Origin of the sequence: Bathymodiolus thermophilus thioautotrophic gill symbiont, assembly GCF_003711265.1 — a bacterium.
GTDB lineage: Bacteria > Pseudomonadota > Gammaproteobacteria > PS1 > Pseudothioglobaceae > Thiodubiliella.
The window spans coordinates 1652120-1666453 of the sequence record NZ_CP024634.1; the positions used below are offsets into that span (position 1 = coordinate 1652120).

At 36.8% G+C, this 14334-nt stretch carries 17 protein-coding genes; 3 read left to right on the top strand and 14 right to left on the bottom strand.

All coding sequences use genetic code 11. The annotated features are described in order from the left end of the window. Nucleotides 1-2: 2 nt before the first annotated feature. The 7 genes from pilL2 to recQ form a co-directional block, all read right to left on the bottom strand. Nucleotides 3-836 (bottom strand): PFGI-1 class ICE element type IV pilus protein PilL2, encoded by an 834-nt coding sequence (pilL2, locus tag MS2017_RS05655; RefSeq protein WP_122951549.1) that lies wholly within the window; start codon nt 834-836, stop codon nt 3-5. 291 nt (nt 837-1127) lie between these two features. Further along, nucleotides 1128-1721 (bottom strand): STY4526/YPO1902 family pathogenicity island replication protein, encoded by a 594-nt coding sequence (locus MS2017_RS05660; RefSeq protein ID WP_122951550.1) that lies wholly within the window; start codon nt 1719-1721, stop codon nt 1128-1130. A 2-nt stretch (nt 1722-1723) separates the two neighbouring features. Then, the gene (locus tag MS2017_RS11235) at nt 1724-1876 is read right to left on the bottom strand and encodes a hypothetical protein (protein ID WP_164707621.1); all 153 of its coding nucleotides are present in this window, start codon (nt 1874-1876) and stop codon (nt 1724-1726) included. A 389-nt stretch (nt 1877-2265) separates the two neighbouring features. Beyond that, a complete protein-coding gene (locus MS2017_RS11675) occupies nt 2266-2472 on the bottom strand; it encodes a hypothetical protein (RefSeq protein ID WP_241156903.1) in 207 nt (68 codons plus the stop codon). Between the two features lie 15 nt (nt 2473-2487). Next, entirely contained in the window at nt 2488-2637 is a 150-nt protein-coding gene (locus MS2017_RS11680) for a polyamine aminopropyltransferase (protein WP_241156904.1), read from the bottom strand. 23 nt (nt 2638-2660) lie between these two features. After that, nucleotides 2661-2864, bottom strand: a complete 204-nt coding sequence (locus tag MS2017_RS11685; protein ID WP_241156905.1) for a hypothetical protein — start codon at nt 2862-2864, stop codon at nt 2661-2663. A gap of 119 nt (nt 2865-2983) precedes the next feature. Next, entirely contained in the window at nt 2984-5110 is a 2127-nt protein-coding gene (gene recQ / locus MS2017_RS05670; protein WP_122951551.1) for a DNA helicase RecQ, read from the bottom strand. A gap of 251 nt (nt 5111-5361) precedes the next feature. Here recQ and MS2017_RS11240 point away from each other — a divergent pair, with 251 nt between their 5' ends. After that, nucleotides 5362-6057 (top strand): hypothetical protein, encoded by a 696-nt coding sequence (locus tag MS2017_RS11240; RefSeq protein ID WP_164707622.1) that lies wholly within the window; start codon nt 5362-5364, stop codon nt 6055-6057. 169 nt (nt 6058-6226) lie between these two features. On the opposite strand, the gene MS2017_RS05680 is transcribed toward MS2017_RS11240, so the two are convergent. Genes MS2017_RS05680 through MS2017_RS05705 form a run of 6 tightly spaced genes read right to left on the bottom strand, consistent with a single transcriptional unit; the run spans nt 6227 to nt 12233 of the window. Beyond that, on the bottom strand, nt 6227-7987 hold the full coding sequence (locus tag MS2017_RS05680) for a M61 family metallopeptidase (RefSeq protein WP_122951552.1): 1761 nt from the start codon (nt 7985-7987) through the stop codon (nt 6227-6229). After that, nucleotides 7984-9357, bottom strand: coding sequence for a TolC family protein (locus tag MS2017_RS05685; RefSeq protein ID WP_241156906.1), 1374 nt, complete (start codon nt 9355-9357; stop codon nt 7984-7986). Before MS2017_RS05685 ends, MS2017_RS05680 begins: the two co-directional genes overlap by 4 nt. After that, on the bottom strand, nt 9354-9872 hold the full coding sequence (locus MS2017_RS05690) for a shikimate kinase (protein WP_122951553.1): 519 nt from the start codon (nt 9870-9872) through the stop codon (nt 9354-9356). Before MS2017_RS05690 ends, MS2017_RS05685 begins: the two co-directional genes overlap by 4 nt. 13 nt (nt 9873-9885) lie before the next feature. Next, nucleotides 9886-10065, bottom strand: a complete 180-nt coding sequence (locus MS2017_RS05695; protein ID WP_202762606.1) for a zinc-finger domain-containing protein — start codon at nt 10063-10065, stop codon at nt 9886-9888. Between the two features lie 11 nt (nt 10066-10076). Further along, complete coding sequence (locus MS2017_RS05700; RefSeq protein ID WP_071563173.1) at nt 10077-11006, bottom strand: branched-chain amino acid transaminase; 930 nt, start codon at nt 11004-11006, stop codon at nt 10077-10079. A 3-nt stretch (nt 11007-11009) separates the two neighbouring features. Then, a complete protein-coding gene (locus MS2017_RS05705; RefSeq protein ID WP_071563172.1) occupies nt 11010-12233 on the bottom strand; it encodes an aspartate kinase in 1224 nt (407 codons plus the stop codon). Between the two features lie 259 nt (nt 12234-12492). Between MS2017_RS05705 and MS2017_RS05710 the strand changes: the two genes are divergently transcribed. Both MS2017_RS05710 and MS2017_RS05715 read left to right on the top strand, forming a co-directional pair. Then, on the top strand, nt 12493-12666 hold the full coding sequence (locus MS2017_RS05710; RefSeq protein ID WP_084032238.1) for a helix-turn-helix domain-containing protein: 174 nt from the start codon (nt 12493-12495) through the stop codon (nt 12664-12666). A 182-nt stretch (nt 12667-12848) separates the two neighbouring features. Continuing rightward, nucleotides 12849-13139 carry a hypothetical protein gene (locus MS2017_RS05715; RefSeq protein ID WP_122951554.1) on the top strand — a complete coding sequence of 97 codons (291 nt, stop codon included), beginning with the start codon at nt 12849-12851 and terminating at the stop codon, nt 13137-13139. A gap of 328 nt (nt 13140-13467) precedes the next feature. On the opposite strand, the gene MS2017_RS05720 is transcribed toward MS2017_RS05715, so the two are convergent. Beyond that, a complete protein-coding gene (locus MS2017_RS05720; protein ID WP_071563171.1) occupies nt 13468-13875 on the bottom strand; it encodes a hypothetical protein in 408 nt (135 codons plus the stop codon). Nucleotides 13876-14334 lie beyond the last annotated feature (459 nt).

Sequence of the window (14334 nt, forward strand, 5' to 3'; positions counted from 1 at the left end):
CATTATTTGATCACCTTAGTGTTGTTGCGCACAACCAAAATTTTTAACTTTTTATAAAAATACCCTGTAGCCCCCACATTTAACAGTATTTGTTTAATAACATTTTCACGCTTCAGATCTTCAGATATTGCACTCACAGTTTTTTGACTAAGCCCTTCCCCCTCTAGCCTAACACGCCAACCATTTGGCAATATTTTACCAAGCGCTTCAGATAGCAACTCATCGTTAATTGATATAGCCGCCACTTCATCTAACGCACCTGGGTTTATAACGCCTTTTAATAAGACCTTGGTATTGGGACTCAACGCTTGCAATGCAGTGCCTCCGATTTGAATAATTTGAACCGTTCTAGTTATCTCATCCACTTGCAAATCCCATGCAGCGCCTAGTAAAACTTTAATTGCCCTTTTAAGTGCAATTGGCCCAATGGTTCGATGCACCTCTGGCAAGCTAAATTTGTTCACTTGTTCAGACGCATAATTATTATCGAGTGTATAACCTGATTTAACCAAAATATCTTCAATCGCCTGCTTTACGGTGACTATTGATTTTGCAAATTTAATGCTAATAACGACATCAAGTGGATTCGCCTGTGCAAATGTTTCAATATTTCTAATCGTTATTTGGCTGTCTGTTGTTTTCTTTGGATCTTTGGCTGGGGTAGAAGTTTTTTGAGGATTTTGAGTGGTGAGAGTGACTGGCACAGGATTTTGTGATTTAATTTGTGATTTAATTTTTGATTTAATTTGACTGCCTGTATTTTGTTTAGATTTATTTGTATTGCAACTAGCCATCACTAGCATCAATGGCACAAGTATTAAAATTAATTTATTCATTATATTTGCGTTTAATTATTTATTATATTGTTCTTTACTATAATTTTACTCTATTTATTACCTTTTTACTTATTTATCCTTTAACCTGTATGATTATCAACAATTTTTAAAAAAATATATCAATTTAACACACCCAGTAATGGTATGCTAAATTTTAGACAATAAAAATCCCACAAATCCACATTAAGGTCGCCAGTTTTCCTACATACACTTGCTTGGTTTTATTTGAGAATATTGACGACTCTCAACACCATGCCATTGGTCTTTTTCATGATAAAAAAGACCTTATTTTTATTTTAGCAGTATTTGATTGTTTGGGGCATTAACATCGTTATTAATAAAAAACTTTAATTCTCGCCATATTGAATTGACAGAATAATTGTTGTCTCTTGAAAAGGTTAAAATGTCTTGGGCGTTAATGGATTGATTTTTTACTAAAAATGATTCAAAAAACTTATCAGCTGTGCTTTGCGGTATTGCCTTATTGCTTTTATGAATCTCTGAATCGTTCACTTTAAAATCTTGACGCAACTGTGTATGTGTGCGATTTGTATGGGTTTTAATAAAATATCTAATCATTTCAAAACTTGCACCAGATGTAATTAAATTATTAATTAAAATTTCTTGCTCATACTGCTTTGAATGGTTGATTAATACGCTCACCAAAATATTTGAATCCACTTGTGTTTGTATGGACAACGCCTTCTCAAAAGCCAAAGTTAGCAACTTAAGATCTTTGTTGCTAATTTTAGACAGACAAGCAATAGCTTTGTCATCTAACCCCATTTGATATAGCCTTGCTATGTCGTTATTAGCAATGCAATTGCAAGCTATAATAGTAAAATTCTGACTTATTAAACCCTTCACCGTTTGTAATGAATTCATAATTAGTTCCAAGATGCAACATTTTCAGTGGTTACTGTGCGCACAATCTGACAACAAACTGCCTTAAGATTAGCAACATTTTGCCACACATCAGACTCCAGTCTATCTTTAACGCTTTGCAAACTAGGCGCTTTAAATTTATGCGTTACAGACAATTTATTTCTTTTAAAGAAATGTCCAAAGACTCAATATTAATTGTCCTTAGATTTGCACTTGGGGCTTTTTCTATTTTTAACATTATCTCCTCTTACTTTGTACCAATTTTTTAATTGGGTATTAACTAGTTAAGCGGCTCTTTTCTGAAATTATCAAACAAAATCTTGCGTAGGCTTTGCTTGCAATTATTAAATGAGACCTTTGCATAAATTATGAATAATCATCAAGAATCCATATTTATACAAAGGTCTCTAAATTTAAATTCACATTTTATAAAGGGGAGTATTTAAACACATTTTTATTCATTCCCTTAAACTTTATCAGCTTTGTTCTAGCGCAACCCAAAATAACTTAATGCCGTTAAATGCGTAAACTGAATCATTAAAACTCAAGATCCTTTATCAATTTTTGTACAAAGCAATACACCACATGACCAGTCCATATTAATCACAGACAAATCGATTCTGCTGTTTAAAACCTCCAACAATTCTTTCACTTTTAATTCGTGCCCTTCTGGCCAATTTTCTTGTTCTTTCATATCGTCAATAATATACAACCCGCCTATATTCAACATATCCAAAGTTTGTGCTAACAATTGATACTTACCAGACTAGGTATCTGCAAAGATAAAGTCAAATTTTTTCTGTTCTTTATATATCCTTTGTATAAACTCATCCCCATCTTCGCACACCAAGGTTAATCTCTCATCGTGGCCTAAATATTTATTGGCTATGTCCAATAAGGTTTGATCGTTATCCATGGTAATTAATGTGTCAGTATTGCTCATTCCATCCAATATCCATGATGTTGACATCCAGTTCCAGTGCCCAATTCTAAGAAAGAACAGCCGTTATTTTTAGTTGCTGCAAGTGTTCTCAGTAAAGCGCCAACATCATTTTCGCTTGTCATATTGAAATTTATTTTTTGCGTGTCTTGGATTATTGCATCCAATGCCAATGGTTTTTTAACCTTTTTATTATTTATCATTCTCAATCCTTTTTTTTAGCTCTAAGCGCGTTCTTTCTGTGCAAAACAAATATGACCTTGTATTTTACCTATCATTATATTAAGGTCTTTGCATAAATATGAGCAATCATCATGCTTTTTTAATCTATTTGATTAAGCTGTTTAAAAATTGCTAAATGGTGGTGTATTTTTTCAATTGAACCCACTTCTTCAAGACCTTGCATAATCCAGTGAGTAACGGTTTCGTTGGTGGGAACTGTGGCGAATAATTGTTGTCTTTTGGTGTGTTCAATTTTGCCGATGTTTGCCAGTTTGTTGATGTGGCTGAGTACGGTGGAGAGGGTTAAATCGCGTTGTTGACAAATGTGCTCTATGGTTTCCTCTTGCTCGATGAGTGCTAGAGTGGCTTGGTAAGTGGGGTGTAGTTTTTGGGTGGTGGGCTTGGTTTTGGCGATGGGCGCTTGAAAATCATCTGTTCTTAGGGTGGCTAACAGGTCTAAAAAACGAGTGCCGTATTTTTCAAGTTTGATTTTTCCCACACCGTTAATTTGTAGTAGTTTTTCTTCGCTATCGGGTAAAAAATGTGCCATCTCTGTTAAGGCTTTATTGTCAAAAATAATATAAGCAGGCATATTCTCTTCTCTGGCAATTTCTCGTCTAAGGGCTTGCAAGGCCTCTAAAATCTTTTCATCTACTGCGTATTCTTGTTGTTTAATTTGCGTAACAACTTTAGTGTTTTGTTGTAAATTGCGACTGCGAATATCTACGGCTTGTTCCGATTTTAAGATTTTCATGGCAAAATTGGTTAACTTTAAAGCTTTAAATTCATTGACCGTTAATGCGTCTATTTCCAACAAACGGTCGCCAATAATTTTCCACAAAGCCTTACTGGTCGCATTGCCAATACCATAGACGGATAAATCTTGATGCCCATTGTTGAGTACTTTTTTGTTTTTTGAGCCTAATAACACATCAACAATATACACTTGTCCAAAATTTTGCTCGGTGCGGTAAACGGTTGATAAAAACATCTTTGCCTGTTCGCTAATGTCGCTGCGCTCAACATCGGGATTTAAGCAATTGTCACATTGGGTTTCGCATTTGGGCATCTCATCATCAAAATAATGACTGAGTGCCTGATGTCGACAACTTTCAGAAAAGGCGTATTTTTTAATTAAATTAAGTTTGTGGTAGGCTAAATTTCGGTACTCTTCGTCTTCAATATCGGCAATAAAACGCCCTAATAAGCCCAAATCTGCTGTGGAATAAAGCAACAAAACTTCACTTTTCATACCATCTCTGCCTGCCCTACCCATTTCTTGGTAATACGCTTCCATGGTTTTAGGGATAGTCATGTGTACTACGAAACGGATGTTGCTCTTATCAATACCCATTCCAAAAGCAATGGTGGCAACCATGATGTCAATCTCATCATTCACAAAATCGCTGAATGCTTGGTGGCGCTCTTCGGTGGGCAATCCAGCGTGGTAAGCGCGCACTTTTAAGCCTTGGGTGCTTAGAAATGCACTCAATGATTCGGTGTTTTTCCGTGACAAAGTATAAATAATACCCTGCTCATTCGTGTGATTTTTCAAAAAATCTAATAATTGTTGATGCCCATTGCCCTGCCTAGATTGAACGCTAATAAACAAATTATCTCGATAAATTTTGCCACGAATAATATTGTCGCTACGGCTAAATTGTAATTGATTAACAATGTCTTTTTCCACTTGCGTGGTCGCTGTTGCCGTAAAAGCGGCAATGCCGACTTCGGGGAAATGGGACTTTAACAAACCCAGTTGACGATAATCTGCACGGAATTCATGCCCCCATTCACTAACGCAATGGGCTTCGTCAATAGCAAAAAAGGCAATATTGAGTGTGGTTAAAAAATTCAAAAACTGCTCATTTTGTAAGCGCTCGGGAGCAACGAAAACCAGTTTTACTGCACCGTTTTGCAAATCATTTTGTGCTTGCCAAATTTCCTCCCCACTTTGCATAGACGACATCATTACTGATCGAATTCCCTTTGCTGTCAAGCCGTGAACTTGATCTTGCATCAATGCCAACAAAGGGGAAACCACTACCACGACCCCCTCCATCAACAACGCCGGCAATTGATAACATAACGATTTTCCGCCCCCTGTTGGCAAGATTAGTAGTACATCTTCACGATTCAAAATTTTATCCACCACCGCTTCTTGCAATGGACGGAATGCATCAAACCCGAAAGTGTTTTGTAGTAGTTGGTATTTATTTTTAAACATAGGTTTGTTTCAATGGCAAAAGATTTTTAGGGGTCCTTGTCGCATATTGTTCACCATTGTGATTTAATAAATAATTATACTCAATAAACACCGTCTTTATGGTATTTTTTATATCCACTGCTTGCACTTTATGAATCCGAATGACAATAAATTTTCGGTGTATTTGTGTATAATCTTTTATTATTTTAAAGATTTTAGAAGCATAACAATAAAAAATATACTACAATATAACCAAAATAAAATAGGAAATTATGAATCACATAAAAACTCTAAAATTAGGTTGCATTCCAGCGAGTAACACTATATTACTAACAGGGATACTTTTATTGATATGGGCCTTCGGCTCTTATTTAATTTATATACTAACCACACAAAGCCCAATTTTATGCTTCCCCCCTTTTTCTGGATGCACCTCCATTTCTAATGCGGGAGACTACCCTTTTTCAGGTCTTTTTTATAGGTCATTGATCTTGCCACTTGCCCCGTTATTAGGGCTATCCATGTATTTTATTATTCAGTTTTTAAAAAAAATAAATCCGCATATACACTCAAATATTAAACACACATTGTTTGCACTTGGCTGCATTATTCTACCTATTTCTCTTATTATTACAGAAGCCTTTAAAGATGGTCATCGGTCTCATCCAAGTTACATTATAGAACTACATGTGCTTTTTGCAGGGATTGCATTTTTAACACTTATCATATTTCAGGTAATCGCTTCTTTTCAATTACTTAAAGCGCAAAATAGTATTTTTTACAAATTTATATTTTTCTTTTCACTGTTGCCTATAATGCTTATTATGCTTCAACTCCTAACGCACATTCAACATATAAACGATATTGTAGAATGGAATGTTTTTACTGTTGTTATAATTTGGAATATTCTTATTGGGCTTAGAATGAGAAAATATAAAGAAAGTTCTTTGGAAGCAAATAAACAATAAACTGGGATCGTGTTATAGCATTTTCAAAAATAAAATGAATGATATGGCAAGACCTTTGTATAAATATGAATCATTCATACTTTATACAAAGGTCTCTACTTATTAACAGTACAGATGTTTTACTAAGGATGAGCGTCAGATTACTTGGTTTATTTTTAAAAAAGTAGCATCAACCTTTGAGCCATTGTTTTTGTCGTTTTAAGGTAGTTTTGTTTGCTTTGCTATTGAGTGTTAAAGTGGCGTGTATTTTTTCACCATGGGTAATAGTAAGCGGTATTTCACTAGGCAATTCATCTCTTAAAATGTTAATTTTAATACCTTCACCTTCGCCATAACCATCCATCACTTTTCCCAATGTTTTGGCGGGTACTTCGTTGCCATTAATATTAACTATTTTGTCCCCGACATACAGTCCTGATAGTTGTGCGCAAGTGTTGTCAAAAATATGAGTAATAACGGCATATTTTTGTGTGTTATTAATGGCAAATCCAAATTTTGATAAATCATTTTGCTTGTGATTAAATTCGCAATTGATGCCGATATATTCAAAAGCTTGCTTGAGTGGCAAGTCGTCCACACCATATAAATACTGAGCAAAAAAGGCATTAAAATCACTTTGGGTTAAATGCTCAACCACTCGTTGCGCAGTATCGTCTTCCAATCCAGTTGTTTGGTAATTGTCCCAAATTAGGCGTAAAACTTCATCTAATGTGTGTTTGTCATTCGTGCGTTTGCGTATTTCAATATCCAGTACAAATGCCAATAGTGCGCCTTTGGTATAGTAACTGACAATCGCATTTGGTGCATTTTCATCTTGTTGATAGAATTTAGTCCACGCATCAAAACTAGATGCCGCCAGTGATTGTTTGTAGCGACCATGCCCTTGTTGCACTTTGGTAATGGTTTGTGCAAATAGGCTTAAATATTGTTCAACAGAAAGCAGTTCAGCACGCAATAACGAGAGTTCGTCATAATAAGAAGTCCAGCCTTCAAATATCCACAGTTGTTCGGTGTAATTTTCACCACTCATATTCAGTTTGTGAAAACTGGCGGGTTTGATGGTTTTTATCCACCATGCGTGAAAATATTCATGAGAGCAAAGTGCCAAAAAGCGAGTGTATTCAGGTGTGATGTCAGGTTGATCTTGAGTGGGCAATTCCTTCCTAGCGCAAATTAAACTGCTGGATTTTTTATGCTCTAAACCGCCATAATCCTTACCAGTTGCCAAGGTTAAAAATAAATAATCATCAAAAGGAATATGCCCACCAAAGAAATTAATGTGATGCGTGCAAATGCGTATTAAATCAGTTCGCAATCTATCGATATCAGTGGAATGCTCGCCAGTAATAGTCATGGCGTGCGGCGTGTTTGCTAGGCTAAATTCAAAACGGGTAAAATCTGCCATTTCAACAGGATGATCAATTAAATCTAGGTAGTTGTTGGCGGTATAAATTTCACCCTCTTTTTGCTTGTCTTTTAGTGTCAAACTGGTTGCACAACGCCACTGCCCTATGACTGCATCTCTAGGGTAGTTAATCAAAACTTCACACGGGCTGTCTTCAAAACCAAGTGGCTGTAAAAACACGCTACTGCCATTAAAAAACGCACGCTGATTACTTAAATAAGCACAGCGCACCGACAAATCAAAGGCATAAACTTCATAAATCAGTGTTATTTTTTGCTTGCAAGGTTGAGTAATCCAATGGTTTTTATCAAGCTTCTTAATGTTAATTTCTTGCTTGTTGCTGTGTGCTTTAATGCTAACAATATGCTTGGAAAAATCACGAATTAAATAACTGCCAAGAATCCAGTTTGGTAATGAAAATATTTGCCCCATTGGATTAGGGTTATCCAGTGTTAAGTGTACTTCAAAAATATGTGCATTGGTATTTTTGGGTGTTATTTGATACTGGATAAGGCTGTTACTCATTTTACTAGTTGATCAACAGTGGCTTTGAATTTAAGCACGGTTTTTTGATAATTCTTGGCAACTTGCGCATAATTTAGTTGCGCATTTTGTTCATTGTTTTGTGCATTGATAACAAAACTTGCTTGTCCATTGCTGTCGTTATAACGCTTTTTTTCCTCTGTGGTGCGTGCTTTGGCAATGTCAATTTGCGTTTGGTTAGCGTGTAACAGTTGTTCCAATAAGCCAATTTTCTCCTTGAGCGTTTTTGCTTGCATATAAAGATTAAGCCATTGTTCTTGTCGGGCTTGCTTTAAATTTAACAGTTGAATATTGGCTTTATTGATATTGCTGTTACTTTCAATGCCGCCCAGTGGATAAGACAAACCCAAGCCAATTTTCCAAGTCGGGCTTTGTCGTGTGAATGCATCTGAATAGCTACCATGCTCGCCTGCGCTACTTACACCTAAATTCAAGTCTAATTTTGCCTTGGATTTATCCTTAAAACTCTGTAATTGGCGTTTGAAGGTTTTTTGCGTTAAAGCGTTTATTTTTAACACTCTGGCGTGGTCTGACAAATATTTCTTTAAAGCCATTGCTTGCAAGTTGTGGGTTTGATATAAATCGGTATCGGCCACCGCCTTGGTAAAATCTAAACTCAGGGTGATGGCGATTTCATGGCGTAACAAAGTTAAATCTTGCTGCGCTTGTAACAACTGCTGATTTGCCCGTTGATAAGCATCTTGTTGCAACAAAACATCCACTTTTTCAACCACCGAAGCTGCGTATTTTTGCTTCACTAAATTTAACTCTTTCCCAGCAAGTGCCAATCGATGTTCATTAATTAATTGCCGCTCTTGTGCATACGCCAAATCAATAAAGCGCTCCAGTTTTGCCAAAATAAAACTTTCTTCTGCTTCTAAGCGCTCTAGCGTATTTTTATCAATAGAAATTTGTGCCACATCAGCATTCAGGCGGTCGTTAATGCCACTCTTATTTCTTAACAATGGATGCTTATAATCAACTGAAAACTGACTGCGCACACTGCCAATGTCTTTGCTTTTATCTGTCAAAATGTGTTTGAAGGTAATATTGCCACCTGTATTGGCATATTTTCTAGTTGCAAAAACACCTACTGAAGTGGTGTTTAATTGGTCGTAAACACTTGCGTCTATATTGTCAGCATTTTCGCTTTTGTAATAACCATCCAAGGCAACCATCCAATCTTCATTGGCGCCTGTTGCCTGCTTTTCAATTTGTTTGATTTGACTTGATAGCGCTTGCTGATTAAAAAAAGGATGTGTGTTGCGCAATTGCTTGACAAATGCTTGTGTGCTTAGTGCCTGAACATTCATAGCACCTAATAGCGCCAAAATAGTTAAAATTCGTTTCACTTTAATACCGCCTTTTTAATGTCGTTAATAATGGCATAGAGTTTTCTACCCGTGGTGTCAATGACCACATTGGCCACTTCTTGATAAAACCCCTCTCTGGCATTCAACAAATCACGAATGGTTTGCTCTCGGTTGTTTGATTGCTCTAGTAAAGGGCGTGATTTAGATCTTGCGGTGCGTTTAACCAATTGTTCAGCACTTGAGGATAAATACACCACAAAACAATTTTGCTTAAGTAAAGCACGGTTTTCCTCTTTGATCACAATGCCACCACCTGTGGCAATGACAACATTAGGAATTTTACACAAATCCTCAAGCATCTGCATTTCACGCTGACGAAATCCTGCTTCGCCTTCTATGTCAAAAATATGTTCAATTGCCACACCAGTGCGTGCGACAATTTCAAAATCAGTATCAAAAAAATCTCGTTTTAACACGCAAGCAAGGCGACGACCAACGGATGTTTTGCCACAACCCATTGGCCCCACTAATACAATATTAATAAATTTGTCCATGACGAAATTGTGATTACATTAATTCGTATTTTGCACCGCAATACGGACAAACTGCACGACCTTTGTCGTTAAATTGCAAAAATACCTTGGGGTGCATATTCCATTTTTTCACCCCTTTAGGTGGGCAATGTACCGGCAAATCTGCCGCCTCTATCCCATTAAAATTCATATACTTTTTCTGGAAATCACTCATATCTGCCTCCATTAACAACTTCCCTTGGCAATCCAATGTTGATATTGCTTATTACGGCCATACACACAATCAAAATACAAACTCTGTAATTGCTCGGTAATAGGGCCGCGTGTGCCTGTGCCAATAGCACGATTGTCTAACTCACGAATGGGTGTTACCTCTGCTGCTGTTCCCGTGAAAAAAGCTTCGTCTGCACAATACACTTCATCACGAGTAATGCGCTTTTCAATAACTTTATAGCCTAAACCACTTGCCAAGGTAAAAATCGTATCACGGGTAATACCTGCCAATGCCGAGGTCAAATCAGGTGTATAAATCACCCCATCACGCACAATAAAAATATTCTCGCCACTGCCTTCAGCCACAAAACCATCCACATCTAATAATAACGCCTCATCATAGCCATCTGTCAATGCTTCTTGCAATGCCAACATTGAATTAATATAATTGCCATTCGCCTTGGCTTTGGTCATAGAAATATTAACATGATGACGCATATAACTTGAGGTGCGAATGCGCAACCCATTTTTCATATTGTCCTCACCTAAATACGAACCCCATTCCCACGCTGCAACAATGGTATGCACTTTTAAATTGTCAGCACGCAATCCCATACCTTCTGAGCCGTAAAAACACATGGGACGAATATAGGCGCTGTCTAAATTGTTCTTAGCCACCGAATCTCTTTGCGCTTGATTGATTTCCTCTTTAGAAAAGCCAATATTCATATTCATAATTTTGGCAGAGTTGAACAATCTATTGGTATGCTCTTCTAAGCGAAATATCGCCGCCCCTTGGTCAGTTTGATAAGCGCGAACGCCTTCAAACACTCCCATGCCGTAATGCAATGTGTGTGTTAATACATGGACTTTAGCATCACGCCAATCTACCCACTTACCATCAAACCAAATCAAACCATCTCTATCTTCAAATCCTGACATTTTTCATTCCTTATCTAAACCAAAAGCAGCGTGCAACGAACGCACCGCCAATTCTAAATATTTCTCACCAATAACCACCGATATCTTAATTTCAGAAGTGGAAATCATTTGAATGTTCACATTTTCCTGATGTAATACCTCAAACATTTGTGCTGCAATACCTGCATGTGAACGCATACCAATGCCCACCAAAGACACCTTAACCACTTTGTCATCACTTTGCACCGCCTTAGCCTCTAATTCATTACAAATACTTTGTAAAATCGTTTGCGCCCTATCAAAATCATTACGATGCACAGTAAAGGCAAAATTGGTCAAACCTTCTCGTGCCGAAACACTTTGTACAATCATATCTACTTCAATATTTGCTTCACTAATCGGTTTGAGGATTTTATACGCAATCCCCGGTTCGTCGGGCACGCCAATTAAACTAAGTTTTGCCTCATCTTTATTGTGTGCAATGCCTGAAATAACTGCTTGTTCCATAATATTTTCCTCACTGGTAATTAAGGTACCTATCGGATTGTCAATCAGAGATGACAACACCCTTAAAGGTACTTTGTATTTTGATGCAAATTCCACACTGCGAATTTGCAAAACTTTTGAGCCAAGTGATGCCATTTCTAACATTTCCTCATAACTCACTGTGTTCATTTTTCTCGCATTTGGCTCAATGCGTGGGTCAGTGGTGTAAACACCATCAACATCGGTATAAATTTGACACTCGTCTGCCTTTAATGCCGCCGCCAATGCCACCGCCGTCGTATCTGACCCTCCTCGACCTAGCGTGGTAATATTACCCTGTTCATCCACCCCTTGAAACCCAGCAACTACCACGATTTTGCCTGCATTCAAACTGGCATGAATACGGTGATCATCAATAGATTTAATACGCGCTTTGCCGTGTGCAGAATCTGTTGTAATGCGCACTTGCGAACCTGTGTATGAAATTGCCTCACAACCCAATTGTTGTAACGCCATAGCCAACAACGAAATGGTTACCTGCTCACCTGTGGTTAGCAAAACATCCATTTCCCTTAAAGATGGCGTATCCTGAATTTGTTGTGCAAGCTCAGTCATACGATTCGTCTCGCCACTCATCGCCGATACACTTACAACAAGTTTGTCGCCATTAGCAACAAAAGTTTTAATTTTCTCAGCAACCGCCTGAATTCGCTCTACCGAACCAACCGAAGTACCACCATATTTTTGAACAATTAACGCCATTAAGTCATCTATTAAATAAATTTCTTAAGATTATACCTTTATCCGCTTTTATGCTTTCTATTTTTATGTGGCCTTTGCATAAATATAGACGATTGGCAAAATTCAATGTTGACCAAGCAAATGAAAGCAAATAATTTATAATTCACAGTTTGAATTTACATCATAAGCACAGCACTCAGTAGTTGCTCAAAGAGTACATTAGCCACTCTTTAATCCGACAAAAAAAAGAGTGAAACATGTGAAAATACACAATTAACCTATGGGCAAAGATGCCATAATTTACCTCCTGAATAAACAAGAATATAATCAAACCTTTATCGCCAAATCAATGGGTAGAAGTAAGTCAACTATTTCCAGAGAATTGTCTCACAATACCAGTAAAAAAGAGGCTATCGCCACAAATAAGCCAATGGGTTTGCTTGCGAAAGACTAAAACCATAAGACTTACCGTTGCAGTTAAACACCATGAGACCTTTGCATAAATATGAATGATTAGCAAAATTCAATTTTTACCCACTTGATAATTTTCTTAAACCTTGTCCTGGTAGGAATAAGGCTGGGTTTAAAACATTAGCAAGTGGGTGAAAAGTGGATTCTTAATGATTATTCATATTTATGCAAAGGTCTTATTATATTAGTAACAGACCAAAAGAGTATTGGAGCCTCAAACAAATCGCAGGGCATTTAGAATTAGATAAGAAGATTAAAATCAGCACCGAAACCACCTACCGCTTTGTCTTGCAAGGCAAAGCGGTAGGTGGGGCGCTTTACAAATACCTACGCCAGCATAAGAAATGCCGTAAACGCTATGGAAAAAATGATTATCAAGACAGGATACTTATAAACCATATTGATATTAATGAATACCCATTATGGTTGAGTAGGCGTACTCGTATTGGCAACTGAGAAGTTGCTTGATGATTAGCAAAGGACATAAAGGTAACTTCGCCACCCTTGCTGAACGCAAGAGTAGGTTTTCTCTTGCATGCCCATCATCAACAAAACTGCACAAGTTACAAAAATATTATTAACAAATTACTTACGCCAACTTTTGACGACAGTTGAGAGTTTAGTTAGCATAATGAGTTAACTAAAATATTAAACTGTGATACTTATTTTACTAAACCGTACCATAGTACACTTATGGATTGAATTTTCTAATTTTGCCAATTATCCACACTTGCACAAAGATCTCAATAATATTTATTATTCAAACAAATGGGCTTGCGGAAACCTAAGAGCAATCACCGTATCTTGGGCAATCGCCATCAAGGTCACATCCGTTATCCCAATCTGCCTTGTTTGTTTTCCCTAAATGAAAGGTAAAAGAAACTGGAGTCCCAGATCGTGAATAACACTGTAACCCAGAATTTCCATAACCACAAGCACTATTCTGGCTTGACTTAGGGCAAGTGCAGCCAATTTGAAAAACATCTTTTGTTTGCTCAGCTATAAACTTAAAAAATATTCTATTGTTAGTACCCGATGTAATATTTATCTTATCGCCTGCCTGGATCACATCGCCAACTTCTAAGCCCGATATCGATGAACAACAGATATCTGTACACCTTACATCCTCCTTTTCTTTTGTTGTATTTACTATCGTTATATTCACCCTAACATCGTTTTCATTTTCTGCCATAATATTAACCATCATTTATAATAAAAATAATATTATAGCAAAAATTTTATATGGATTTCAACCTAAATTTAAAAAAATATTAAATTAAGATTTTTGTATAAATGATGAGCGATTAGCAAAAGACGAATTCAATTTTTACCCAATTGATTATTTTTTTTAAACCTTGTCCCAGAAAGGGTAAAACCGCCTCCATTAAAAGATTATTGTCGCTAGAGAGATTGCCAAATGGGTATGATTATTCATACTTATACTAAGAACCTCTATCTAGTGAACCGATCCTTAATGCGGATGATTGTATTGTGTTTTATAAGCATCAAAAATTTCATAAAACACTGGGTATAAAAACCAATCGATATATCAAAATATTCAAAAAAAAATAAAATGAATAATAGCGCTTAATCATCCAAGTATTTTTACTGTCAATACTTGGATGGAAATGAATGTCAAATTGTTTGGTTT

Bases quoted from the DNA above. Each gene is read 5' to 3' on its own strand.
- pilL2 (WP_122951549.1), bottom strand. From the start codon at position 836: ATGAATAAATTAATTTTAATACTTGTGCCATTGATGCTAGTGATGGCT.
- MS2017_RS05660 (WP_122951550.1), bottom strand. From the start codon at position 1,721: ATGAATTCATTACAAACGGTGAAGGGTTTAATAAGTCAGAATTTTACT.
- MS2017_RS11680 (WP_241156904.1), bottom strand. From the start codon at position 2,637: ATGGATAACGATCAAACCTTATTGGACATAGCCAATAAATATTTAGGC.
- MS2017_RS11685 (WP_241156905.1), bottom strand. From the start codon at position 2,864: ATGATAAATAATAAAAAGGTTAAAAAACCATTGGCATTGGATGCAATA.
- recQ (WP_122951551.1), bottom strand. From the start codon at position 5,110: ATGTTTAAAAATAAATACCAACTACTACAAAACACTTTCGGGTTTGAT.
- MS2017_RS11240 (WP_164707622.1), top strand. From the start codon at position 5,362: ATGAATCACATAAAAACTCTAAAATTAGGTTGCATTCCAGCGAGTAAC.
- MS2017_RS05680 (WP_122951552.1), bottom strand. From the start codon at position 7,987: ATGAGTAACAGCCTTATCCAGTATCAAATAACACCCAAAAATACCAAT.
- MS2017_RS05690 (WP_122951553.1), bottom strand. From the start codon at position 9,872: ATGGACAAATTTATTAATATTGTATTAGTGGGGCCAATGGGTTGTGGC.
- MS2017_RS05695 (WP_202762606.1), bottom strand. From the start codon at position 10,065: ATGAGTGATTTCCAGAAAAAGTATATGAATTTTAATGGGATAGAGGCG.
- MS2017_RS05700 (WP_071563173.1), bottom strand. From the start codon at position 11,006: ATGTCAGGATTTGAAGATAGAGATGGTTTGATTTGGTTTGATGGTAAG.
- MS2017_RS05705 (WP_071563172.1), bottom strand. From the start codon at position 12,233: ATGGCGTTAATTGTTCAAAAATATGGTGGTACTTCGGTTGGTTCGGTA.
- MS2017_RS05710 (WP_084032238.1), top strand. From the start codon at position 12,493: ATGGGCAAAGATGCCATAATTTACCTCCTGAATAAACAAGAATATAAT.
- MS2017_RS05715 (WP_122951554.1), top strand. From the start codon at position 12,849: ATGCAAAGGTCTTATTATATTAGTAACAGACCAAAAGAGTATTGGAGC.
- MS2017_RS05720 (WP_071563171.1), bottom strand. From the start codon at position 13,875: ATGGCAGAAAATGAAAACGATGTTAGGGTGAATATAACGATAGTAAAT.